Annotated in this window: 20 protein-coding genes and 1 pseudogene; 13 read left to right on the forward strand and 8 right to left on the reverse strand. The window is 28.7% G+C overall.

Annotated elements, in window-relative coordinates; genetic code table 11:
- Window positions 1–56: 56 nt before the first annotated feature.
- The gene (locus tag BN2920_RS20935) at window positions 57–410 is read left to right on the forward strand and encodes a cytochrome b5 domain-containing protein (RefSeq protein ID WP_083498747.1); all 354 of its coding nucleotides are present in this window, start codon (window positions 57–59) and stop codon (window positions 408–410) included.
- 31 nt (window positions 411–441) lie between these two features.
- Complete coding sequence (locus BN2920_RS07510) at window positions 442–969, forward strand: hypothetical protein (RefSeq protein ID WP_058294411.1); 528 nt, start codon at window positions 442–444, stop codon at window positions 967–969.
- A gap of 146 nt (window positions 970–1115) precedes the next feature.
- Here BN2920_RS07510 and BN2920_RS07515 read toward each other — a convergent pair whose 3' ends face one another.
- On the reverse strand, window positions 1116–1514 hold the full coding sequence (locus BN2920_RS07515; protein WP_058294412.1) for a hypothetical protein: 399 nt from the start codon (window positions 1512–1514) through the stop codon (window positions 1116–1118).
- 404 nt (window positions 1515–1918) lie between these two features.
- Here BN2920_RS07515 and BN2920_RS07520 point away from each other — a divergent pair, with 404 nt between their 5' ends.
- Window positions 1919–2524, forward strand: a complete 606-nt coding sequence (locus tag BN2920_RS07520) for a 50S ribosomal protein L25 (RefSeq protein ID WP_058294413.1) — start codon at window positions 1919–1921, stop codon at window positions 2522–2524.
- Between the two features lie 109 nt (window positions 2525–2633).
- Here the strand turns inward: BN2920_RS07520 and BN2920_RS07525 are convergent, their stop codons facing one another.
- Together BN2920_RS07525 and BN2920_RS07530 are read right to left on the reverse strand one after the other, a co-directional pair.
- On the reverse strand, window positions 2634–3362 hold the full coding sequence (locus BN2920_RS07525; protein WP_058294414.1) for a 3'-5' exonuclease: 729 nt from the start codon (window positions 3360–3362) through the stop codon (window positions 2634–2636).
- A 311-nt stretch (window positions 3363–3673) separates the two neighbouring features.
- A complete protein-coding gene (locus tag BN2920_RS07530) occupies window positions 3674–4024 on the reverse strand; it encodes a hypothetical protein (protein ID WP_058294415.1) in 351 nt (116 codons plus the stop codon).
- A 314-nt stretch (window positions 4025–4338) separates the two neighbouring features.
- Between BN2920_RS07530 and BN2920_RS07535 the strand changes: the two genes are divergently transcribed.
- From BN2920_RS07535 to BN2920_RS07550, 4 genes are all read left to right on the forward strand, one after another.
- On the forward strand, window positions 4339–4686 hold the full coding sequence (locus BN2920_RS07535; RefSeq protein WP_058294416.1) for a TIGR04076 family protein: 348 nt from the start codon (window positions 4339–4341) through the stop codon (window positions 4684–4686).
- Window positions 4687–4996: 310 nt separating this feature from the next.
- On the forward strand, window positions 4997–5284 hold the full coding sequence (locus BN2920_RS07540) for a YciI family protein (RefSeq protein WP_058294417.1): 288 nt from the start codon (window positions 4997–4999) through the stop codon (window positions 5282–5284).
- A 325-nt stretch (window positions 5285–5609) separates the two neighbouring features.
- Entirely contained in the window at window positions 5610–6296 is a 687-nt protein-coding gene (locus BN2920_RS07545; protein ID WP_058294418.1) for a YjjG family noncanonical pyrimidine nucleotidase, read from the forward strand.
- A gap of 409 nt (window positions 6297–6705) precedes the next feature.
- Complete coding sequence (locus BN2920_RS07550) at window positions 6706–8799, forward strand: glutamine synthetase III family protein (RefSeq protein WP_058294419.1); 2094 nt, start codon at window positions 6706–6708, stop codon at window positions 8797–8799.
- 60 nt (window positions 8800–8859) lie between these two features.
- Here BN2920_RS07550 and gltS read toward each other — a convergent pair whose 3' ends face one another.
- Both gltS and pknB read right to left on the reverse strand, forming a co-directional pair.
- Window positions 8860–10062: a sodium/glutamate symporter gene (gltS, locus tag BN2920_RS07555; protein WP_058294420.1), complete on the reverse strand. Its 1203-nt coding sequence runs from the start codon at window positions 10060–10062 to the stop codon at window positions 8860–8862.
- Between the two features lie 152 nt (window positions 10063–10214).
- Window positions 10215–11831 carry a Stk1 family PASTA domain-containing Ser/Thr kinase gene (pknB, locus tag BN2920_RS07560; RefSeq protein ID WP_058294421.1) on the reverse strand — a complete coding sequence of 539 codons (1617 nt, stop codon included), beginning with the start codon at window positions 11829–11831 and terminating at the stop codon, window positions 10215–10217.
- A 252-nt stretch (window positions 11832–12083) separates the two neighbouring features.
- Between pknB and BN2920_RS07565 the strand changes: the two genes are divergently transcribed.
- The 3 genes from BN2920_RS07565 to BN2920_RS22015 all read left to right on the forward strand — a co-directional run bounded on the left by BN2920_RS07565 (window position 12084) and on the right by BN2920_RS22015 (window position 15559).
- Window positions 12084–13652, forward strand: coding sequence for a family 20 glycosylhydrolase (locus tag BN2920_RS07565; RefSeq protein ID WP_058294422.1), 1569 nt, complete (start codon window positions 12084–12086; stop codon window positions 13650–13652).
- Window positions 13653–13908: 256 nt separating this feature from the next.
- Window positions 13909–14838 carry an exonuclease domain-containing protein gene (locus BN2920_RS07570; protein WP_058294423.1) on the forward strand — a complete coding sequence of 310 codons (930 nt, stop codon included), beginning with the start codon at window positions 13909–13911 and terminating at the stop codon, window positions 14836–14838.
- Window positions 14839–15262: 424 nt separating this feature from the next.
- On the forward strand, window positions 15263–15559 hold the full coding sequence (locus BN2920_RS22015; RefSeq protein WP_230142281.1) for a hypothetical protein: 297 nt from the start codon (window positions 15263–15265) through the stop codon (window positions 15557–15559).
- A 237-nt stretch (window positions 15560–15796) separates the two neighbouring features.
- Here the strand turns inward: BN2920_RS22015 and BN2920_RS22585 are convergent.
- Window positions 15797–16574, reverse strand: a pseudogene (locus tag BN2920_RS22585) (IS256 family transposase); the annotation flags it as partial.
- 408 nt (window positions 16575–16982) lie between these two features.
- Entirely contained in the window at window positions 16983–17978 is a 996-nt protein-coding gene (locus BN2920_RS07590) for a LacI family DNA-binding transcriptional regulator (protein ID WP_326998572.1), read from the reverse strand.
- Window positions 17979–18118: 140 nt separating this feature from the next.
- On the opposite strand from BN2920_RS07590, the gene BN2920_RS07595 reads away from it, so the two are divergent.
- Both BN2920_RS07595 and BN2920_RS07600 read left to right on the forward strand, forming a co-directional pair.
- Window positions 18119–19525, forward strand: a complete 1407-nt coding sequence (locus BN2920_RS07595) for a glycoside hydrolase family protein (RefSeq protein ID WP_058294426.1) — start codon at window positions 18119–18121, stop codon at window positions 19523–19525.
- Window positions 19515–21428, forward strand: coding sequence for a sucrose-specific PTS transporter subunit IIBC (locus BN2920_RS07600; protein WP_058294427.1), 1914 nt, complete (start codon window positions 19515–19517; stop codon window positions 21426–21428). The genes BN2920_RS07595 and BN2920_RS07600 overlap by 11 nt, the downstream gene beginning before the upstream one ends.
- Before the next feature lie 516 nt (window positions 21429–21944).
- On the opposite strand, the gene BN2920_RS07605 is transcribed toward BN2920_RS07600, so the two are convergent.
- Complete coding sequence (locus tag BN2920_RS07605; protein WP_058294428.1) at window positions 21945–22130, reverse strand: hypothetical protein; 186 nt, start codon at window positions 22128–22130, stop codon at window positions 21945–21947.
- A gap of 472 nt (window positions 22131–22602) precedes the next feature.
- On the opposite strand from BN2920_RS07605, the gene BN2920_RS07610 reads away from it, so the two are divergent.
- Window positions 22603–23580 (forward strand): LacI family DNA-binding transcriptional regulator, encoded by a 978-nt coding sequence (locus BN2920_RS07610; RefSeq protein WP_058294429.1) that lies wholly within the window; start codon window positions 22603–22605, stop codon window positions 23578–23580.
- Window positions 23581–23734: the final 154 nt, after the last annotated feature.

The raw sequence follows: 23734 nt of genomic DNA on the forward strand, positions 1-23734 counted from the left end.
AAATGATAATAGATATCAACTAATAATTTTATAAAATAAGGAGAGAAGCTATATTAATGAAGAAAATTTTAATTTCAGGATTATTACTTTTAGGATTACTAGCAGTAGGCTGCTCAAATACTGGAACAGGTGCAAGTGATTCAGCATCAAATAGTAATGCAAGTGTTGAAGCGGTTTCAAATAAAGAATTTACATTAGATGAACTTAAAGAATATGATGGTCAAAATGGAAACAAGGCTTATGTTGCAGTAGATGGAGTAGTTTATGATGTAACGGATGTAGGTGCATGGAAAAATGGAGAACATAAAAATGGTATAACAGCAGGGAAGGACTTATCAGAGGAAATAAATAAATCACCTCATGGAAAGGATGTTCTTAAAGATTTACCTGTAGTTGGGAAGTTAAAGTAATATTAATGAAATAATTTTAGGAGATATTAATATGAATAATAATAAATTAATTACCAACGAAAAAGAAAGAAAGCGCGTATTTTATTCACTGATAGTCTCTGTAATAATGATTCTATTTATAGGATTTCTTATATTGGAAAATTATCTTGGATTAAATATATTGAATTTTAAATCAATAAGAAGATATGCTGGATTAATTGGACAAGTCGCAGCTTATGGATTTGCAGTAGCAATTAGTATGTATGCTGTTAGAAGAATAGCAAAACTAACATTCTTAAATAATTTTAAGAAAAACATTTTAATGTTAGCTAAAATATTAAGAGAATGGCACGTTCCAATATCAATAATATCATTTTCTATAATATTATTTCACGCATACATTATGCTTTCTAGGGGCATATTTGTGAGTTTACGCTATATATCTGGAATCTTAGCTCTATTAATTTTAACAGTTCAGATTATATCAGGTATATTTAGATACAAAAGAATTGGCATTAAGTTTCATAAGATAGCAGGAATTTTATTCACTATAATGATGATTATTCATATTTTAGCTTAATGCAGATAACAAAAATATGACATTTACCTTTCTGCAAATACATTATGTTCATATTAATGAAGGATGTATCTATAATAAGGCTTGTATTCATATAAAGTTAATAATGTGATGAATAATGAGGGATGTGCATTTAATTTGCACATCCTTTATTGAGTTCCACCTTCTTTTGTTATATATGTGTAATAATGATCAAGAGCAGAATCTACAATTGTACTTACGCATATATTAAGAACTGGGTGAAGACTTTTTAGCTCATTTAATTTTCTTATTGTGGAAGCTCTTAAAGTATAACTCCTTTTAATTGTTGGTATTTCATCATTTAAAATAGGAGTAGCACCATTAGATAAAGGTTTTATCCTTGAACTTATTTTAGATGTATCAAAAATAATATCCGCTGTAGAGTTTTTAGAAGGGGAATCATTATTGTCAAAAGAAAAAACAGAAACACATTCCCCGAGAGAACTTTCATCTACGTCAAAATTACATATATATTCATTTTCCTCAACTTCAAAGTCATTTGGTATAGCTTTTTTATTTTTACTCATTTAAGTGACCTCCATTAAATTTTCTATATTATGTTTATTTGCATGAAGAATTGGAAATACGGAATTTTAGAAGAAAAATTCTAAGATTCTTAAGAATTTTAGAACTTAGGAATTTTAGAATTTAAGAATATTAGAATACTAGAATTTAAGAAATTTTGAATGGGATCTTTGGTGTTAATATATCTTTATGGATATATTTTAAAAATAAATTGTTCTAAATGTACAATGGTATAAATTTCAATAAAGTACTTGCTTAGTATGAATTAACTAGGAATTTAAGCTAATTATCCATAAAAATAAACTTAGAGGAGATAGATGCTTTCAATTAGATAATATGGTGCTATATGGTAGAATATTATAAAAAATGGACAATGAATTAATAGAATTAGAGGACTATAATAGAGATGAATTCAATAAATGAAAAATTGAAAGAAGGCTTTATAATGGAAAGTATAGCATTTAATATTAGTGAAAGAAATGAAAAAGGCAAAAAAGTAAGAAGAAATGGAGAAATACCATGCATAGTTTATGGTGAAGATATACATAAATCTACATCTGCAAAAATGTCTAAACGTGATGTAAATGAACTTTTAACTTACCCTAAGAGTTCTATGTTTTCTCTAAATTTAAATGGAAAAGTTGAAAATTGTGTTGTTAAAGAATTACAAAAAGATAATTTCGGAAAGGTAATACATATAGATTTTCAAAATGTAAGAAAAGATGAAAAGATAAAATTAAAGATTCCAGTAACATTTCTTGGTGAAGGAATGCTTGAGTCTAAGCAATTATTACTAGAAACATTCTTAAATGAAATAGAATTACATGGAGAAGTAGATAAACTTCCAGCAGAAATAGAATTTGATGCATCAAATTTGGAATATGGTAACAAGGTATGTGCTAAAGATTTGACTCTTCCAGAAGGAATAGAATTAGGGGTTGATGAAGATCTTGTGATAGCTAAAGTAGAAGGAAATGTTACAGTAACAGAAGATGAAGAAGAAGAAAAATAAAAGCTTAATTAAAAAAGCAAAGTGCTAAAAGTTATGTTAATATAGCTTTTAGCACTTTGTTTTGACAGTATATTTTATTCGCTATTTAATTATAATATTAACGATTTTTTTATCTTAAAAATTGATGTGTTCTACCCATATTATAAGCAAGCTTTATTAATGACTTCTCTTCATCAGACAATGACCTGTCATACATTTTTTCAATTTGAGCAAAAAGCCTTAAGGTATCAAGTTTACGTTTAGGAAGATCAACTCTTTTGGATGGTTTATTTTCATAAATACTAAATTTGATTTCTGGATTATAAAGCTTTTTAAATACTTCAGCAGTATAGTATGCATCATTAAAAGCATCATGAAATTCTTTGGTAACAGAAATATTAAAAAATTCAACAGCTGATCCAAGACCTATTTTTGTCCCCTTTGGAGTCTTTATATATTTAGACATAAGTTTTTGTACATCTATATATTTTTTAAAGTTATCTAATGTTTTTAATTTATGAAAATTTATATTTTTTATAAGTTCTTTTATATCACCAGCACCCCAAACACACATAACAAATTCATCATTTCCAATAAAATCTATAAATTCATTATATATATGTGGGAATTGTGCATGTGACATAACCATATCAGTTGAGATTTGTGTTAAATTTTCTATGTATGGATGAATTTCTAAATAAGCAGTTGGTTTAACTAATCTATTAAAAGTCGAAATTACTTCTAAATTCTCATTTAATTTTAATGCTCCAATTTGAATTATTTCAAAAGTAAGATCTGAAATATTATTATCTTTTGATAGTGGCTGATTAAATTCTAAATCATATATTATATAGTTCATTGCATTTACCGTCCTTTAGAATCAATATTCTAAATAATAGTATACCCCATATTAGCATGGAATTGCTATTTAATATATATATAAACTAGTATATTATTTCGCTTATAACATGACCATATATAGTAATTGTTGTCATTTAATATATATAAGCTAGCATTAGATATATTTTCTTTTATTTCATAACCTATATGAAAATAAGTAAGCGTAATGTAGTATAAACCTATAGAAAGACAAAGTACATAAATTTATAATAACACTGTAGCTGTCGCTAACGGATTTAGTCACCGTTAATGCGACAACCTCTATATTTTTTAATAAAAAAGATAAGGATGTGGAGGAATGTATGGTAATAATTGCAATGCAACTACATTAGCGAATGGAAAAAATCTACGTCTAAAACGTCTAAATCTTCTTCGTGGACGACGATTAAATCCAACATTCCCATGCTGCCTGTTTTCATCATAAGTATCTTCATTATCATCTAGATCCATTACGTCCTCACCAACCAACATCACAATACGATCTTGTTCTACATTTTCAATTATTCCATCAAATATACCGCCATCTGACATTATTAAAGTAACATTGTAGTGTAAGTATTTTTGGAATTCGCTTTGTGAATTTCGCATATTATTATTATAATCAATTCTATCCATTACCATTTTCTAAATCATCTCCTTTCAGATACATCATATTCATCTTTGAGGAAAATCGTGTTATATATTTAATGGATAAGATTTTATAAAATAAATAAGGAGTGATTATGCCAAATCCTACAACAGAAATAAAATCAGTACTGTTATAGTAGTACTGATTTTATTGAATTAAATTGCTAAAAGCGAAAGCATCGTTGATTGATTAAATCAAAGTTTATATGGAAAAATAAGAAGCGAGGTTCTTTGAAAATTGAACAGTGTAATATTTACAAAATATGCTATAATTAATTAAAAGATAAATTATAATTTGGAGGGTAATTATGAAAAAATGGTATGATGAGGAATACGAATTTGAGATTGAGGTAATAGGATTTCTTCGCAGTGATCATACAGAGTGGTATTGCCGAAATGGCGAGGAGGTTGGAGATAAGTATATCTATACCTATGGCTGTCCTGTAAATACAGAAGGACAGGGTATTTGCTCCAAAGTAATGATGATTATGTTTCCAATCATGGAGGCTGTCAGAAGTGGCGGAGATTTAGAGAACATCGGCGGCAATGGAAAATATAGCAAGGATATTGTATGTCCAGATGGTTGCGTTATGTTCAGGGTGATGGCAAAGAAACTTGGAAATGACAATTTTTATAAGGGGAAGTTTTTCGATTGATTTTGATTTTTATTGTGTTAAGTTTGAAGATAAGTTGAAATGGATAAATTCCAATTTGTAGAGTTGATTGTAGATGTTAATGTATTTAAAGATTTAATAGTAAATTAGAATATTGCACTATTCATAATTAAGAATAGATTTGCGATATTTTTTTGTTTAAAACACTGCAGAATACTTATATAGTATGTATGTCTTCTCACTAAATAATAAAGTGTTTTTTGAAAATTTAATAGCATAGGTATTACGCATGTGTCATAATTTACCAATAAATAAATAAATAAATTTTAATTTAGATTTGGAGGAAAAGGCAATGTTTATAGTAAATCTAACTTATGTTAAACCACTGGAAGAGGTTGAAAAGCATTTGGCAGAGCATATTAAATTCTTAAATAAATACTATACCATAAATAAATTTATCTGTTCAGGGCGAAAAAATCCTAGAACTGGTGGAGTCATTTTATGCAATGCAAAAAATATGGAAGAGGTAAACGAAATTATCAGTGAAGATCCATTTAATAAAAATAGTATTGCAAATTATGATGTAGTAGAATTTCAGCCAACAAAGTATACCGAAGATTTTAAGGTATTTGTTGAATAAATTTTAATTTAGCAGTAAGGCTATTATAATGTTTATTATATGAAATAATATATATTTAATAGTAAATCATAATATTGTACTAGTCATAATGATATGCTCTCTTTAAAGTAGACTGATTTAAAAAATAAAAATCTGTTACTCGAAAGAGAGATTTTTATGTTTAAAATTTAAATTTTAGGTAGTAACTCATAAAAATGCTCTTTAATTTTAAAGATAAAGTAAGTTAAAAATATTAATTGGAAAATACAAAGATAGTAAAATGAAAAAATATAAGATATTATTAATATAGCATATAAGATATTCAAATATTAGATAGGAGAAATACATGAAATACGATACATTATTATTTGACGTTGATAATACACTTCTTGATTTTGATGCAAATGAAAAAGAATCATTTAAGAGCATGATTTTAGATAAAGGTGAAGAATATTCAGAAGAACTATATGAAACTTACAAAAAAATGAATCACAGAATGTGGGAAGCAGTTGAAAGAGGAGAAATAACAATTGATGATGTTTTGTACACAAGATTTTCAAAGCTTATGAATATGTATGGAAAAGAGGTTGATGGTATAGAATACGAAAATACATATAGATTTTATTTAAATAGAGGTATACAAGAGATGCCTAATGTACATGAGGTACTGTCTGAATTAAAGAAAAATCATAGATTATATGTTATAACAAATGGTATTAAGGAAACTCAGGACTCAAGAATGAATAGGTCAGGACTTGTTAAATACTTTGAAGAACGATTTATATCAGAATCTATCGGTGCCAATAAGCCCTCAAGTGAATTTTTTGATTATGTGAAGAATAATATTGATGATTTTAATCCTTCAAATACTTTAATAATTGGGGATTCACTTACTTCAGACATAAAAGGTGGAAATCTTGCAGGAATAGATACATGTTGGTTTTGTAAAGAAGGAACTGTAAATAACACAGGAATAATTCCAACTTATGAAATACATGCTTTAGATGAATTATTTGAAATAATAGAAAGCTAAACGCATTTATAATTTTAAAATATGAAAAAATTCCTAGAAAAAAATTTTTTTATTAAAGTGCCGAGTTTTTGGGATTTTTTTATCTTTTGCAGATTTAAAACTAAAAAAATGAAAAAATAATTTAATTTGCATATTGAACAATTCTTACCTACATAGTATAATGTGGTTATTGAATAAGTAAAAACTATGGCAGTTTTATTTGAAATTATAAAAAAATGATCTATTTTGTAGATTATTTATTAATTGAATACGAATTTTAGCAATGGAGCTAAAGAAATATAAGAATATTTCTTTGGCTCCTTTTTAATTTGAATTCTATGAAAAAAATTTAACTTTGCCTAAATTTGATTAAATAAGAAATATAAATAAATATCGCATATACGCATATAATTGAAAGGGGATTTTATTAATGAGCAAAATCAATGAAATTTTTGGATCAAATGTATTTAATGATTCAGTTATGAAGGAACGTCTTCCAAAGGCTACTTATAAAGCTTTAAAAAAGACAATTGAACAAGGAACAAGTTTAGAGGCTGAAGTGGCTGATGTTGTTGCAGCTGCAATGAGAGATTGGGCAGTTGAAAAAGGTGCAACACATTTTACTCATTGGTTCCAACCAATGACTGGAATTACAGCTGAAAAGCATGATGCTTTTATTAACCCAACATCTGATGGAAAAGTTATATTAGAATTCTCAGGTAAAGAATTAATTAAAGGTGAGCCAGATGCATCTTCATTCCCATCAGGTGGACTTAGAGCTACATTTGAAGCAAGAGGATATACTGCTTGGGATTGTACTTCACCAGCGTTTATAAAAGATGGTTCATTATGTATTCCAACAGCTTTTTGTTCTTACAATGGAGAAGCATTAGATAAGAAAACTCCACTATTACGTTCAATGGAAGCTTTAAATAAACAAGCATTACGTGTTTTAAGAGCATTGGGTAATACTACAACTCAAAAAGTTATTACAACTGTAGGGCCAGAACAAGAATATTTCTTAATTGATAAGAAAATGTATGATGCTCGTAAAGATATAATATTAACTGGAAGAACATTATTTGGTGCAAAACCTTCAAAAGGACAAGAACTTGAAGACCATTATTTTGGAGTAATTAAACCAAGAGTTTCTGAGTTTATGAAAGAGCTTGATGAAGAACTTTGGAAACTTGGAATTACAGCTAAAACTAAGCATAACGAAGTTGCTCCAGCTCAACACGAGTTAGCTCCAATATTTAATACAACAAATATAGCTACTGACAATAACCAACTTACAATGGAAGTTATGAAGAAAGTAGCAGAAAAACATGGATTATACTGCTTACTTCATGAAAAACCATTTGCAGGAGTAAACGGATCAGGTAAGCATAACAACTGGTCAATGGGTACTGATGATGGAATGAACCTTCTTGAACCAGGTACATCTCCACATGAAAATAAACAATTCCTTTTATTCCTTTGTGCAGTAATAAAAGCTGTTGATGAATATCCAGATTTATTAAGAGTATCAGCTGCTAATGCAGGAAATGATCATAGACTTGGAGCTAATGAAGCGCCACCAGCTATAATTTCAATATTCTTAGGAGATCAATTAGAAGATATATTAGAACAAATTGAAAAAGGACCAGCTACAAGCAGTAAGTGTTCAAGTGCATTAACAATTGGTGTTAATACATTGCCAGCACTTCCAAAGGATGCAACTGACAGAAATAGAACATCTCCATTTGCATTTACAGGAAACAAATTCGAATTTAGAATGGTTCCATCTTCAGCTTCAATCTCTGGATGTAACTTTGTATTAAATACAATTGTTGCTGAAACTTTATCTGAAATAGCTGATAAACTTGAAAAAGCTAGTGACTTAAATGGTGAAATTCAAGCTATATTAACAGATATAGTTAAAAATCATAAGAAAGTTATCTTTAATGGTAACGGATATTCTGATGAATGGGTTGAAGAAGCTGCAAGAAGAGGACTTCCAAATATCAAGTCTACTGTTGAAGCTGCTAAAGCTATGATTTCAGAAAAGAACCAAGCTGTTCTTGAAAAGCATGGAGTTTTAACAAAAGTGGAAGCAGAATCACGTTATGAAATTACTCTTGAAAATTACAATAAGATTATAAATATAGAAGCTTTAACAACACTTGAAATGGCAAAACGTCAAATATTACCTGCAGTAATTAAATTTGCTACAAGTCTTGCAGGATCAATTAACACAATAAATGCTACAGGATTAGGCGTTGACGTATCAGCTCAAGCTGATTTATTAAAAGAAGTATCAACTTTAACAGCTTCATTAAAGAAGAATATTGGAATTCTTGAAGAAGTAGTTGCAAAAGCTGATAGCTTTGATGGTGATATCTTCGATTTAGGTATGATGTACAGATACGAAGTATTTGAACAAATGAGTACTTTAAGAGAAGATGCTGACAAGCTTGAAACTTTAGTTGATAAAGAATTCTGGCCAATGCCAACATACGAAGATATGTTATTCAATGTTTAATATATAATTAGAAAAGATGTCCTAAGACTGATTAACTAAGTCTTAAGACATCTTTTTATATTATCTAATAAAGTTTATAAATATTGTGATAATAGCTGAATTTACAAAATCAATAAAAAGGCAGCCGACAATTGGGACTACAAAGTATGGTGTGTGAACAAATCCATATCTATTTGTTAATTCATCCATATTAGCAATGGCATTTGGAGTAGCACCCATTCCAAAACCACATATTGCAGATGAAAATACTGCAGATTCATAATTTTTGCCCATTACCCTATAAGTTATAAAATAAGCAAACAATCCAACTAAAAGAACTTGAGCAAATAGCATGATTAGAAGTGGTAGAGCTAAATCAGCTAGTTGCCAAAGCTTAAGGCCCATTAAAGCCATTGTTAAGAAGAATGATAAGCTTAATCCTCCTAAGGTTTCAATTTCCTTTTCTACAATTTGTTTTCCACTAAAGTCATAGATGTTTCTTATAATAGCAGCAACTAGCATTGCACCTATATATGAAGGAAACGTCAAGCCTAAATCTTGAATTAACTTAGAGACAATAGATCCAAGTCCCATTGCAATAAATAAGAAGCATGCACCATTCATCAGCTTTTTAAAAGAAAGAATATTATGATTTTCTTCATTATAATCTCCAAATTCCTCTACAGGCTCTTTTGAATCTTCATCATGTGGAGTTCTTATCTTATGATTATGTATTAGGCTTCTAGCAACTAAGCCACCAATTATGCTACCCATTATAAGACCAAATGTTGCAGAAGCAATAGAAACTGTAGTAGCACCATTAATGCCCATTTCTTCAAGCATAGGTCCAAATGAACCAGCAGTTCCATGGCCGCCTATCATAGGGATTGATGCTGTACAAAGTCCAAGTAATGGTGGCAGTTTAAAAATAAATGCAAAAATTACTCCAACAACATTCTGCGCGATAACAAGGAGCACTGCAAGAATAAGAAATGTTACTACTTTTATGCCGCCTTCTTTTAAGACCTTAAAGCTTGCTGTAAAACCTATACTGGTGAAAAATGCTGTCATAAATATATTCTGCAAAGTTGTATCTAAATTTATTGAAGCTATGCCAGTAATATAAAATATAAGTATTAGCAGAGCAAATACAAAGCCGCCAACAACAGATGGAGGTATGCAGTACTTTGAAAGTAATGAAATTTTATTTCTTATATATTTACCGATATAAAATACAATAGAAACTAAAGCCATTGTAAGATAGATGTCTAAATTAAATTCCATATAGAATATTGTCCTTCCTTTAGTAAATTATTTCTATAACTTAGTATGTATAAAATAATATAAAAATATTAATTTACATTAAAACTTCTACATTATTATAAATTTTATAAGCTCTTTTTAGAATTATTAATGTAATATAACTTAAAAATATGCTATTTGTCTTTTTCTTTTTTATTGGATTTTTCGTTACCTTTGCCGTTGGAATTTCCATTACCATTATTATTACTATTGCCATTATTATTATTACCATTGCCGTTTCCATTGTTTCCTGTATTACTATTATTTATAACATCGGTAACTTTCTCATATTCGTTTACTTCTACTACTGGCTCAGTAATTTTTTCACCAAGGCTTATAACCAAATTAACTTTGGTATTTTTCTCATATAACGTATTTGATAAAGGTGACTGACTAATAATTATACCTTTAGGAATAGTATCACTATATTCTTGTGTTATATTACCAAGTAAAAATCCATTACTGATTATAATCTTTTCTGCAATATCTTGAGTATTTCCGATAAGCGAAGGTACAGGTATATTGTTTTCTTCTAGTGAATCATTATTCTCTTCAGATATTTCATTAACTATAATTTCAGAATCAGGTATGTCTGTATTTTCAAAACTTGGTACATCTACATTTTTAGAAGATTCTTTTAAAGTATATCTACATAAAGCACCTATAAATATTGCAGAAACAAGCATCGTTGATATTAAGATTATCTTTTTATTTTTCTTAGAATTGCTATTTAGAGCTTTATTATTTTTATCATTCTTTAATAGTAATGTTTCTTGGTCACATGCTTTAGTCGTAATATCAGTAGAATCAATCTTACTATCACATAATAATGTATCAGATTCCAGCATAATATTCGAATCATTAAATGATTTATTTTCCATAACAATAGTTGTATCATTAAATGATTTATTTTTAAATGAGAATTTGTATTTTGAATTTTCCTTAATTAAATTTAAAATATGCGAAAGCTCTTTGGCAGTTTGAAATCTATTAATAGGATCTTTTTCTAGAGTTTTTAAAATCACTTTATTTAGATTTTCAGGTATACTAGAAAATATTTCTATTGGTGGAGTAACAGGTTCTTGAATATGCATCATTGCTACAGAAATAGGGAGCTCTGCCTTAAAAGGAACTTTACCAGTAATCATTTCATACATGACAATTCCAAGAGAATATATATCAGTCCTGTAGTCAACCAGCTTGCCTTTAGCCTGCTCTGGAGAAAAATAATGTACAGACCCTATAATCTTATTTGGATAAGTCAGAGTAACTGAATCAGTTATTTTAGCAATTCCAAAGTCTGTAAGCTTTACTATATTATCTTTAGTAATTAAAATATTATCTGGTTTTATATCACGATGAATTATATTATGTTTATGGGCGCACTCAAGGGCTTTAGATATTTGAAAAGCTATATCTAAAGATTCTGAAAAGCTAAGCTTAATATTTTCTTTTATTATTTGTTTTAATGTTTTTCCATTTATATATTCCATAACTATAAAATTAATATCATTTTCTGAGCCTGCATCATAAACATTAACTATATTTGAATGTGATAACTTTGCAATTGAATTAGCTTCAAGTTTAAACCTGTGTATAAACTCTTTGGAATTATTTAATTCTGTTTTTAATATTTTTATGGCTACAAGTCTATCTAATATGGTACAACGTGCTTTATAAACAATGCCCATACCACCTTCACCGATTTTCTCTAATAACTCATATCTGTTTAAAAGTAATGTCTTTGCCATGGTGTCCTCCTAAAAAAATATTAGTATGTGTATTATAACATATTAAATCTAGTGGAAAATTATTTGATATAAAACATGGAAGGCAAAGTAGCCTTCCTTTTTTGTATGCTTTTTTTATACTTCCAGTTAAACTTATGAGATTATAGCTGGAGTTATATTTATTTTTTATAGAAATTAAAGTAAAAAGAATATTAAACAGTATAATTGGGAAACAAAATATTAGGTGAATTTATAATTTATAGAGGTGAACTAATGACAAAGAAATATTATGTATTTATAAAAAGTATAGCAATAGCAATGTTAATAATAACTTTTTCTCTTATGATAAATAATGAAAATAGTGCAAATGCAGCTTCATTTTTTAACAATAAAAATAATATTATTCCAAAGCCTTTAAGTTATGAAAGTGGTAAGGGAGAGTTTGTAATTTCAAGTGATACTGTAATTTATGTAAAAGGAAGAACAAAGAAGGAAACTGAAGAAATAATTAAAATTGCTCAGTATATGAGAGACAAACTAAGCATACCTACTGGATTTCAATTAAAAATAATTGAAGGCGATAATGTACCTGATAATAGTATATTTCTAACAACATTAAATTCAAGTGAAGAGCAGGGAAATGAAGGTTATGAACTTGTAGTAACACCACAAAAGATAGAAATTATAGGATGTAAGCCAGAAGGAATATTTAGAGCAATTCAAAGTTTAATAGCTTTGCTTCCATCTGATATTGAAAAGAAAGCAGTAGTAAAAAATATAAAATGGATTGTTCCTGCATCTATAATAAATGATAAGCCAGAGCATGAACATAGAGGATTTATGATAGATGTGGCAAGAAGATTTTTTACTGTAGATGATATAAAACGCCAAATAGATTTTGCGTCACAATATAAAATAAATAGATTACATTTACATCTTAGTGATGATCAAGGATGGCGCCTTGAAATTAAGAAATATCCGGACTTAACACTAATAGGTGGAAGTACAGAAGTAGGTGGTGGTCCAGGAGGATATTATACTCAGGAACAATTTAAGGAAATAGTAAAATATGCAGCTGAAAGATATATAGAAATAATTCCAGAGTTTGATATGCCAGGCCATTGTAATGCAGCATTAGCTTCATATGGATTTTTAAATCCTGATGGCAAAAGAAAACCACTATATACTGGTACTCAAGTTGGATTTAGTTCATTTATGACCCATGATGAAAGAACATATGAGTTTATAGAAGATGTTATTAAGGAAACTGCTGCAATATCACCATCAAGATATTTTCATATAGGCGGGGATGAAGCAGATAGTACTCCAAAAGCTGATTATGATTATTTTGTAGGAAGAGTTGCTAAAATTGCAGAAAAGTATAATAAAACACCAATAGGATGGGACCCTATTGATACTTCTCCAGAAATAAACTCTAGTGTAATACTGCAAAACTGGAAGGATTCAAATGAAGCAGCTGTGAAAAAGCAGATGAAAATTATAATTTCTATTGCAAAGAAAACATATTTAGATATGAAATATAATAAAGATACTCCTTATGGAACAGATTGGGCAGGATATATTGATGTGAAAACTGCATATGATTTTGATCTTACAGATTTTGCACCTAAAAATCTTATACAAGGAATAGAAGCACCACTTTGGACTGAATTTATTCCAAATGTGCAGGCAATGGATTATATGATATATCCAAGATTATTAGGTTATGCTGAAATAGGGTGGACACCTAAAAGTAATAGAAATTGGAATGAATATAAAAATAGATTGAAAAAAGCAGAAGAAAGATTGAAAATTGATGGGGTTAATTATTATAAAGGATAAACATATGAATAAAAAATAGAATATAATGTAAACTTAGAAGTGCTGGTGCAGAGTGATATTATTATCATTTTGCACCAGCATTTTATGATAAATTTTATAAACTGATTATAATTTAAGAAGATATAGCTTGAATTTTAGACTATACCATTTATAATAAAGAAGTTATTTATATAATTAAAGATTAGATACTATAGTGTAGCTGAAAAGAAATAATAAATAACCAAGAATTAATTAAAATTATTGTGGGAGAAAACAAATGAATTTTATAGCTATAGATTTTGAGACAGCAAATGAAAAAAGAAATAGTCCATGTTCAATAGGTATTGTTGAAGTTAAAAATGGTAATGTAGTAGAAAAGGTACATCATTTAATAAAGCCTAAAGAAATGAGATTTATGCCAATTAATATCGGTATTCATGGGATACGTCCTAAGATGGTTGAAAATGAATTGGAATTTGATGAAGTTTGGAATAAGATAAAGCATTACTTTGATGATAATTTAGTAATAGCGCATAATGCTTCATTTGATATATCTGTACTTAGAAAGACACTAGAGCTTTATGAAATAGAAATGCCTAAATTTAATTACATATGTACAATGAAACTTTCAAGGAACTTTTATAGAAATATTGATAATGCAAAATTAAATACAGTAAATAAATTTTTGGGATATGAGTTCATACACCATGATGCTCTTTATGATGCTCTTGCTTGCAGTAATATACTTCTTAATATATCTGATGAGTTAGAATGTAAAGATATTAATGAAATATGTAAGCTTTTAGGTGTGACATTAGGAAACGTTGACAATGAAGGATATAAGCCATCTTCATCTAGAGGAAGAATATTCAGATTTTCTAATAGACAGCCTGCTAAAAATGACATAAGAGAACAACTTGATTATGATGCATTTAAAGATGAAGTTGTTGTATTTACAGGAGGACTTGCATCCATGGCAAGAGATGAAGCCATGAGATTTGTAAGAAGGCTTGGAGGAACTTGTGGAAGTTCTGTAACTAAGAAGACAACAATTCTTGTTACTAACATGCAAAATATAGATGACTTAAGCAGAGATGAAATGAGTAATAAACTTAGAAAAGCTGTGGATTTAAGAGTCAGGGGGCAAAATATACTTTTTTTAAGTGAAGAAGAGTTTTTAAATAGATTTAAAATTCATCAGGAATAAATTTATGGTTTAGTAATAGATAAGATGCAAGATGTAGAGTTCAAACCTGGTTTGAAAAAAGGTATTTACTATAACTTAATAATGTACCTAAGCAATGGATGAGAGCCAAGTTCAGACGGAGTAGGTTTATCTTTTTTTATATCAAGGGAAAGTTAATAAATTTACACATTAATGTTAATATAATTGAATATATAATAGAAATAAATAAGAAAATAAAGAAAGAAGAGTACATGATATGATGATCGAGGAATTGAGAATAGGTAGAAATTTTACAGAGAGTGAAAAAATTATTTCTGAATTTATATTAAATCATTCAAATGAATTTCAAAAAATGACTAGTGAGTAATTAGGGAGGGTAACTTTTACAAGTAAATCTACTGTTATTCGTTTGCGTAAAAAGCTGAATGTCCTAAGTTATCAAGAATTGAAAAAAGTGCTGTATTCGGAATGTAATGAGGAAAGAATACTTGGAAAAGAAGATACGTATCCAAATTTAAATAAGAAAAGTACAAATAGAGAGAGTGATAGCTTACTTCAGTATGTATACAAAAAAACTATTAATGAAGTTAATTTGCTGAATAATAAGATTATTATAAATCGAATTGTGAATCAAATCATTAAAATTGAGGAGATGGAGTTCTATTCTACAGGAATAGCATACTCCGTACTTGAAACAGTATCTCATAAATTTAATTCTATTGAAATGGAAATTAATGGTTGAAAAAAATACTTTCATTTATGAAAAACTCAATTTGGAGAGCCTCTTGATGCCATTTTAGAGCTTTTTAATGCTGCATAAGTCTCTCTTTGGTTATTTGGCTGGAAATATTTGTTTGCATTTTCGCTTGTTTATAGTTATAATGTTCTTATTTCATTAATTTCCATTGTAATCATGATGGAATGTATGCATTATTCAGAAAAACAAGATGCTTAATACAAATAACTGTTCGTAAGTCAGGGCTTTCATGTCTTTATAAGGAATATACTTCATACTAGATGTTATTTGATGTATTATGCATCTTTGTATTTTCGCAAATGGAAATGTAGCGACCATAGCTTCTTTGAAGCCATTTAAGCCATCAACAGAAAATATTAGCACATTTTGAATACCCCTATTTTTTAGGTCATTTAAAACAGATAATCAAAGCTTACTACTTTCATTAGCACTTATCTATATTCCTAAAACTTCTTTTTCACCATCCATATTTACTCCTATTACCACATAAGCAGCTTTAACTATAATTTGTTTATCTTCTCTTACTTTATAGTGTATAGCATCCATAATATAGATGAATATGTCTTTTCTAATGGTCTGTTTTGCCATTCTAAATTCTATTAGTTATATTTGACACAGTTTCTGCACTTATATCAACTCCATATAATTCTCTTATCTGCTCTGAAATATCTCTAGTTGTTATTCCTGTTGCAAAGGTCTAGAATTTTATCTTCTATTCCATTAACGGAACGTTGATGATTTGGTACTATTTTAGGTTCAAAATCACCATTTCTATCTCTTGGTATATTAATTTGTACAGGGCTAAGTTCTGTTTTTACAGTTTTTTTCGAATATCCATTTCGGCTATTATCATTATTTTTATCCATAGTATTATATTTTCCATAACCTAATGCCTCATCCATTTCAGCTTCCAATGATTCTTGCAATATATCCCTAAACATTTCTTTTAAACCTACTAATATATCATATTATCAGCACTGCTAAAATTCTGTTCTTTGATATATTATCTTAATAATTCTTTCGAGACGTTTCCCATATAAAAAAACTCCTTCTTGTAATAATTTGTTATCTCAATTATTGCCCAGAAAGAGTCGTTTTTATTCAGTTTACACAAAATTTTTTACAGAGCCACTTGTTAAAATGAAATTGAAGCAATAAAATCCATAGTGGATTATACTGTGTTATTATTTAAATGCCAATAAATGCAGGAATATAATCATCATAAATTTACTTAAAAGAGTTAACTTCTTATAGGACTTTTTAACTATCCAGTATTAATCAAATATCGTGTTTTCTTCTATGCATGTAAAATTTCATTAATCGATATTGTGATTGTTTTAGTGTTTAAATTTAATATGTCTACAGTATTATTTAGTTTTTATTTTAATTTGATCAATTCATTATAGATTTATAATGAATTGGTAGAATTTCGAATAAGCAAATCATTTTCTAAACATAGCATTTTGTCAACTTCTCTATTCTTAAGTATTTTTTTTAATTGTTTTGCTGTTTGACGTCCGGCTTCAATATAATGATATTTTACAGTTGTTAATGTAGGGTGGATAGCGTCACCTATTTCATCGCCACCAAATCCGGATATTGAAAAGTCTTTCGGTATATCTTTATTAAGTATTCTAATTGCTTTCATAACACCAACAGCAATTTGATCTGTAGCACAAACGATATATGTTGCTTTAGTAGTTGGAAGAACTTTCAATGCTGTTGCACAAGCATCTTCAATCATTAATGTGGTTGTAATACATTCAAAACAAACACCAGCTTTTGTTAATGCATCAGTAACTCCTTTTTTTCTCTTGATTCCAATAGCTACATCATCTTCGTTTGCCCCAAAGTATAAAACTTTTTTATGATTTAAAGCAGCAATATAATTTCCTATTTGTGTTCCAGCTCCGTAGTCATCATGATAAACGCAATGAACATGTTCACTTTTTTGGGATATCATAACAATAGGACATGAAATTTGAGAAAAAGCTTTAATGTGTGAAGAAGTTATAATAGTACCAAATATAATAATTCCTGCAACTTTTTGCTTCTCAAAAGTATATAGTCCTTGAATTTCATTATTTATATCTTGATAAGTATTTGTAATAAGTGTTTGGTATCCACTCTTTTTCAATTCATTGTCAATTCCTTGAAGACTTTGCGTAACAGCATATGAATCTAATTTACTAACAACAATACCGATTAAATTTGTTTGGTGAGCTTTAAGACTTTGGGCAAAAGAGTTGGGTTTATAACCAGTTTCTTTAATTGCTTGCTCAATTCTCTCTTTCGCTAAAGGTTTAATATTTTTACCGTTTAAATAACGAGATACTGTACTTTTTGATACATTTGCCATTTTAGCTATATCATTAATTGTAATCATGTGTTTCCTCCTACATATTTAAAGATATTATAGCATATTATTTATCTTAAATCAATTTAAGACCGATTTCACTATATTATTTTTTGTTATTGACAAGCATGAAATTATGGTATAAAATCAAGTAAAACCGGTTTCAAAAAAGAGGAGGAGCGAGAGATATGTATAAAATATTTTACCAGCCAGAAGGGTATTGGTTTGGAGATTGTATGCCTTATTGTAAGGATGGAACTTTCTATTTGTATCATCAAAGGGATACTAGGAATCCTGGCCCAATGGGTGAACCATTTGGATGGTCTTTGGCAACAACAACAGATTTCTTAAATTACAAAGATTATGGAACAGTTATAGAACACGGAAGAAATGATGAACAAGATCAATATATTTATGCAGGAAGTATATACGAAACTTCTAAAAATAAATATACGGCTTTTTATACTGGTGCAAATAAAATTTTTAAAAGCAAGGGTATTCCATCACAAAAATTAATGAAAGCAACAAGTGATGATCTTGTGAATTGGGAAAAGAAAGGCATTACAGATCAAATTGCACCACAGGAAGGATATGATGTTTATGCTTGGAGAGATCCATATATTTTATGGAATGAAGATAAACAGGAATATCTATTAGTACTAGGCGCAAGAGAACCTGGAGATAACAGAAAAAAGACAGGACGCTTAGTATCGTTTACAAGCAAAGATTTGGAAAAATGGGATTTTAAAGGAGATTTTTGGTATCCGCATTTATTTACAATGTTGGAAATGCCTGATATTTTTAAAATTGGAGACTGGTGGTATTTAATTGTTTCTGAATTTAGTGAGAAAAATAAAATGATTTATCGCATGAGTAAAAGTCTTGATGGTCCTTGGCTTGCACCTGAAGATGATGCATTTGATGGTAGAGCTTATTATGCTGGAAGAACTTCAACTGATGGAAAAAAGAGAATCTTCTTTGGTTGGGTACCAACAAAGGAAAATGATAATGATTTAGGTAATTATGAATGGGGTGGAACTTTTGTTCCGCAAGAAGTTTATCAAAAAGAAGATAAAACACTAGGTTTGAAGCCATTAGAATCTATATGGGAAGTTTTTAACGATGAAGAAAAATTAAATGATATTGATTTAAATAAAGTGGATGGAAATGTAGAAAAGGTTATTGTTCAAAACACTGGGGAATGTTTTCGATTTGAAACTACATTTACCTTTAGTGATGAAACGAGATATATTTCGTTATATCTATATGAAAATGAATTAGAAGAAGCATATGAATATCGTATTTCTCTAGCAGAGAAAAAAATTTATTTTGATAAAACTCCTAATTGGCCATGGTACCAATATATGTCAAAGGGGTTGGAGCGTCCGATAAACTTAAAAGCAGGAATTGAATATGAATTAAAACTAATTGTAGATGATGATATAGCAGTTTTATATATTGATGGGATTGCTCTAACTGCAAGAATGTATAATAAGCCAGGTATGTTGTTAAGTTTAAGTGTTACAAATGGAAGCTTATATACGAAAAATATGAAAATCGGTAGAATTAGAGAGAAGGGTAAATATGGATTATAAATTTATAGCTTCAAAAATTATCGAATCTGTAGGTGGAAAAGAAAATGTTTTGTCAGTTGCACATTGTGCAACTAGACTTAGATTTGTTTTGAATGATTATAATAAAAGAAATGAGACTGAATTAGAAAATATAGAAACTGTAAAAGGAATGTTTATGACGGCAGATCAGTTTCAAATAATTATTGGATCTGGTACTGTTAATCTTGTTTGCCAAGAAATACAAAAACAATTAAATTTGACAACTGAAATATCAGTTGAAGAAAAAAATGAAGGGAATATATTTCAAAAGAGTGTAAAAATATTAAGTGATATATTTGTTCCGATTATTCCTGCTATTACAGCTTGTGGGCTTTTGATGGGATTAGGTAATATACTCGCTGCTAATTTTTTTCAAAATGGAACTCAATCAATTATCAGTTTATATCCACAAATTTCAGGATTAGCAAGTATGATAAATACGTTTTCAGGTGCAGCATTTTCATTTTTACCTGTGTTAATTGGATTTTCTGCTACTAAAAAGTTTGGAGGAAATTCATTCTTAGGAGCAACGATGGGAATGATTATGGTATCTACAGATTTACTTAATGCATATTCTGTTGGAACAGGGGTAAAAATTCCTTTTTGGAATTTATTTGGTTTACATATAGATGCAGTAGGATATCAAGGAACAGTATTGCCTGTATTAGCAATTTCTTGGATTCTTGCAAAATTAGAGATGAAATTGCATAAAGTGACACCATCTTGGTTGGATAATTTAACAACTCCACTTCTATCTATATTGATAACTGGCTTTTTGACATTTATTGGAGTAGGTCCTGTTTTACGAGGAGCAGGTAATATATTGACAACTGGAATAATGTGGATATATAATACTTTAGGTGTTTTAGGTGGAGGAATATTTGGTTTATTATATGCTCCTATTACATTAACTGGTATGCACCATAGTTTTATTGCTGTCGAAACACAGTTACTGGCTGCAAAAGAAATAACCGGTGGAAGTTTTATCTTTGCAACAGCGTCTATGAACAATGTGGCACAAGGGGCGGCTGTTTTAGCGGTTTTATTTATGACAAAAGACGAGAAGATGAAGTCAACATGTTCTGCTTCAGGGATTACTGCTTTATTAGGAATTACTGAACCTGCAATGTTTGGAGTTACTTTAAAGTTAAAATATCCATTCTATGCAGCAATAATTGCTTCTGCTTGTGGTAGCGCATATCTTGCATTAACAAAAACATTGGCACAGTCATTAGGCGCCGCAGGATTGATTGGAATCATATCGATGCGACCTGAATCTTATTTTAATTTTATAATAGGAATTATCATTTCAGTCGTTGTTGCGTTCATACTTACCATTATATTTTGGAAAAAATTCGGATTAGATGAAGAGAGTAAAAAAACAATTAATGAAAATGAAGTTAAAAACGATTTGGCTTTTTCATCATCAGTTACTACTTCATTAACATCTTGTATGGATGGAAAGGTACTTCCAATAGAGAAATCTAAAGATAAGGTATTTGCATCTAAGGCACTAGGATCGGGAATAGTCGTCGAACCCATCGATGGAAATGTATATGCGCCTTGTGATGGCACAATCGAATTCATCTATCCTACTAAACATGCCTTAGGTATTACAACACCTGATGGATTAGAAATTTTAATTCATATTGGTATCGATACAGTTAAATTAGAAGGAAATGGATTTGAAAGCTACATACAAGAAGGCGATATTGTTAAGGCACATGATAAACTTTTAAATGTAAATTTAGACATAATAAAAAACTCCGGATATAGTACTCAAACAATGATGGTATTAGCACAGAATGAAAATTTAAATATAGAAGTTTATCCAAATGAATATGCTAATAAATATAACGAAGTTATAAAAGTTAAAAAAAAATAATCGATATTAATGGAAATGTAAGAAGAGGTAGTAACAAACTTATTTTGTTATTACCTTTTTTGAGTATGAATTTATACACGATAAGTATATATTTTTCGTTTTTTCTAATTACATTTTATAATTTATTTATAAAATCAATTAAAAATTTTGTGCAAAGAAACGTTAAGTGATAGCTATACTCCTGGCTTATATACAGTTCTTTGTATTAAATATGCTTATTTTCTAAGTGATTTATATATTTTATTATAATTATAATGATAATTAATAAAATAAAAGCCTTAGAATCATATATATATTTATAAATATGAAATTTATTGAAATAAAAATAGATATACGTACCCTTTGAACATTCAACGACATTATTTCACAGTTAAATAAATTATATGTCATAAAATACAAAATCAAATCTGATCTTGTACTTTTTTATTTTTAGAGCAATCTGCTTCTAATAGTATCATTCATGTATATGCCATACTTACACATAAATATAGAGTTTTAAAATATACTATATACTGTCTATGTATCATCTATGTTAAATCCATTAGATTTTAAATCTCGAAACATTTCTTCTATAATAAATCTTTTTTTATATTTAATTACAGCATATTTACTATTCATATTAGTGGCTAAATACCATATATCATCTGAATCTTCAGCTGTACATACTGCAAGATCGTAATTGTATTTTTCAGCAGTTAGCAAGATTTAATTAAAGTTCTATACTAACACCAGTTTGTTTTTAGTTGATTATAGTGATAAGTAGTTACATTTTTGAAGTATGTTTATAATATAGGTTAAATGTTTATAATCACTACTTTTGTTTAGATAAAAACTATAAATGTCAATAGAAATGAGTGTGGTATCAGGATAAACTTTCATTAGTTTATCCTGGAATAATAATCTCAAACATTGACAGCAGATATTTTTATGAAATAGTTATTGAATTTTTTATGGATATAACAAACAAAATAACGAGCATTACTATGATACAAGAGAAAAACAACACAACGTAATTATAGCTAGAGAATACTTTTTAACACCTAACATACAGTGACTTTCATTTTTATAAGTTTATTAAGGGGAATTATAAAGTCAACTATTTTAATGATTAAGATTGATATATCTGATATAATAAAAAATAAATGTTTTAATAAGATAAGGTGGTATTTTAGTTATGAAACCAAGTATAAAAGATGTAGCCAAAGTAGCAGGTGTTTCGGCTACCACTGTTTCTAGAGTGCTAAATAATAGAGGATATATTAGTAAAGAAACAAAAAGGAAAGTTTATGCCGCAATAGAAGATGTCGAGTATTATCCAAATGATATAGCAAGAGCATTATTAAGTAATAAAACAAATCTTATAGGCCTTATATTTCCTATGATAAACAATCCATTTCATGTAGAGTTAATATCATACATAGAAACTATATTATCTGAAAAGGGATTCAAAGTATTATTATGTAATAGTATGAATAACCCTAAGAAAGAACAAGATTATCTAACTATGCTACGTAGAAACCAAGTTGATGGAATAATTGTAGGAACACATAATGACAACATACCAGATTATAATATATCTGGATTACCAGTAGTAGCTATAGATAGATATTTAGGTGAAAATGTAGTTACAGTATCTTGCGATAATTATGCAGGAGGAAGGTTGGCAGTAGAAAGCTTATTAGAAAAGGGATGTAAAAATATATTATGTATTAGAGGAAATAGTAAGCTAAAGTTACCTGCTAATAAAAGATCACAAGCATATATAGATATAATGAATGAGAATAATCTGAAAGTAAATATTGCAGAAGTAGAGTTTATAAAGTCTATTGAAGAAAAGTTTGAGTTAGTAAAAGAGATAATTCTTGCAAATAAAGATATTGATGGGGTATTTGCAGGAGATGACTTATTAGCATCTATGGTACTCAATATATGTGAAAATCAGGGTATAGACGTGCCAAATGATTTAAAAGTAATCGGATTTGACGGTGCTAGTCAAACTCTAGTTTACTTGCCAAAATTAACAACAATAAAACAACCAATCAAAAAGATAGCGGAAGTATCTGTAGATAAACTAATTAGGAAAATAAATGGTGAAGAAGTAGATAATGAAATAGGATTACCTGTAGTTCTACATAAAGGCAAAACTATATAAGTGATAAATAAGACAATAGTCTATTGCTTGTGTTAATGGCATAGAAGATTGTCTTATATTATTTATTTTTAAATAAACTCTAATAAGATAATAAATTTTATTTAATAATATATATGTTAACGATTGACATATGTTAACGTTTAGCATATAATCA

Source organism: Clostridium neonatale (genome assembly GCF_001458595.1).
Taxonomy (GTDB): domain Bacteria; phylum Bacillota; class Clostridia; order Clostridiales; family Clostridiaceae; genus Clostridium; species Clostridium neonatale.

Coding starts and splice junctions, on each gene's coding strand:
- BN2920_RS20935 (WP_083498747.1), top strand. CDS start 57: ATGAAGAAAATTTTAATTTCAGGATTATTACTTTTAGGATTACTAGCA.
- BN2920_RS07510 (WP_058294411.1), top strand. CDS start 442: ATGAATAATAATAAATTAATTACCAACGAAAAAGAAAGAAAGCGCGTA.
- BN2920_RS07515 (WP_058294412.1), bottom strand. CDS start 1,514: ATGAGTAAAAATAAAAAAGCTATACCAAATGACTTTGAAGTTGAGGAA.
- BN2920_RS07520 (WP_058294413.1), top strand. CDS start 1,919: ATGAATTCAATAAATGAAAAATTGAAAGAAGGCTTTATAATGGAAAGT.
- BN2920_RS07525 (WP_058294414.1), bottom strand. CDS start 3,362: ATGAACTATATAATATATGATTTAGAATTTAATCAGCCACTATCAAAA.
- BN2920_RS07530 (WP_058294415.1), bottom strand. CDS start 4,024: ATGGTAATGGATAGAATTGATTATAATAATAATATGCGAAATTCACAA.
- BN2920_RS07535 (WP_058294416.1), top strand. CDS start 4,339: ATGAAAAAATGGTATGATGAGGAATACGAATTTGAGATTGAGGTAATA.
- BN2920_RS07540 (WP_058294417.1), top strand. CDS start 4,997: ATGTTTATAGTAAATCTAACTTATGTTAAACCACTGGAAGAGGTTGAA.
- BN2920_RS07545 (WP_058294418.1), top strand. CDS start 5,610: ATGAAATACGATACATTATTATTTGACGTTGATAATACACTTCTTGAT.
- BN2920_RS07550 (WP_058294419.1), top strand. CDS start 6,706: ATGAGCAAAATCAATGAAATTTTTGGATCAAATGTATTTAATGATTCA.
- gltS (WP_058294420.1), bottom strand. CDS start 10,062: ATGGAATTTAATTTAGACATCTATCTTACAATGGCTTTAGTTTCTATT.
- pknB (WP_058294421.1), bottom strand. CDS start 11,831: ATGGCAAAGACATTACTTTTAAACAGATATGAGTTATTAGAGAAAATC.
- BN2920_RS07565 (WP_058294422.1), top strand. CDS start 12,084: ATGACAAAGAAATATTATGTATTTATAAAAAGTATAGCAATAGCAATG.
- BN2920_RS07570 (WP_058294423.1), top strand. CDS start 13,909: ATGAATTTTATAGCTATAGATTTTGAGACAGCAAATGAAAAAAGAAAT.
- BN2920_RS07595 (WP_058294426.1), top strand. CDS start 18,119: ATGTATAAAATATTTTACCAGCCAGAAGGGTATTGGTTTGGAGATTGT.
- BN2920_RS07600 (WP_058294427.1), top strand. CDS start 19,515: ATGGATTATAAATTTATAGCTTCAAAAATTATCGAATCTGTAGGTGGA.
- BN2920_RS07610 (WP_058294429.1), top strand. CDS start 22,603: ATGAAACCAAGTATAAAAGATGTAGCCAAAGTAGCAGGTGTTTCGGCT.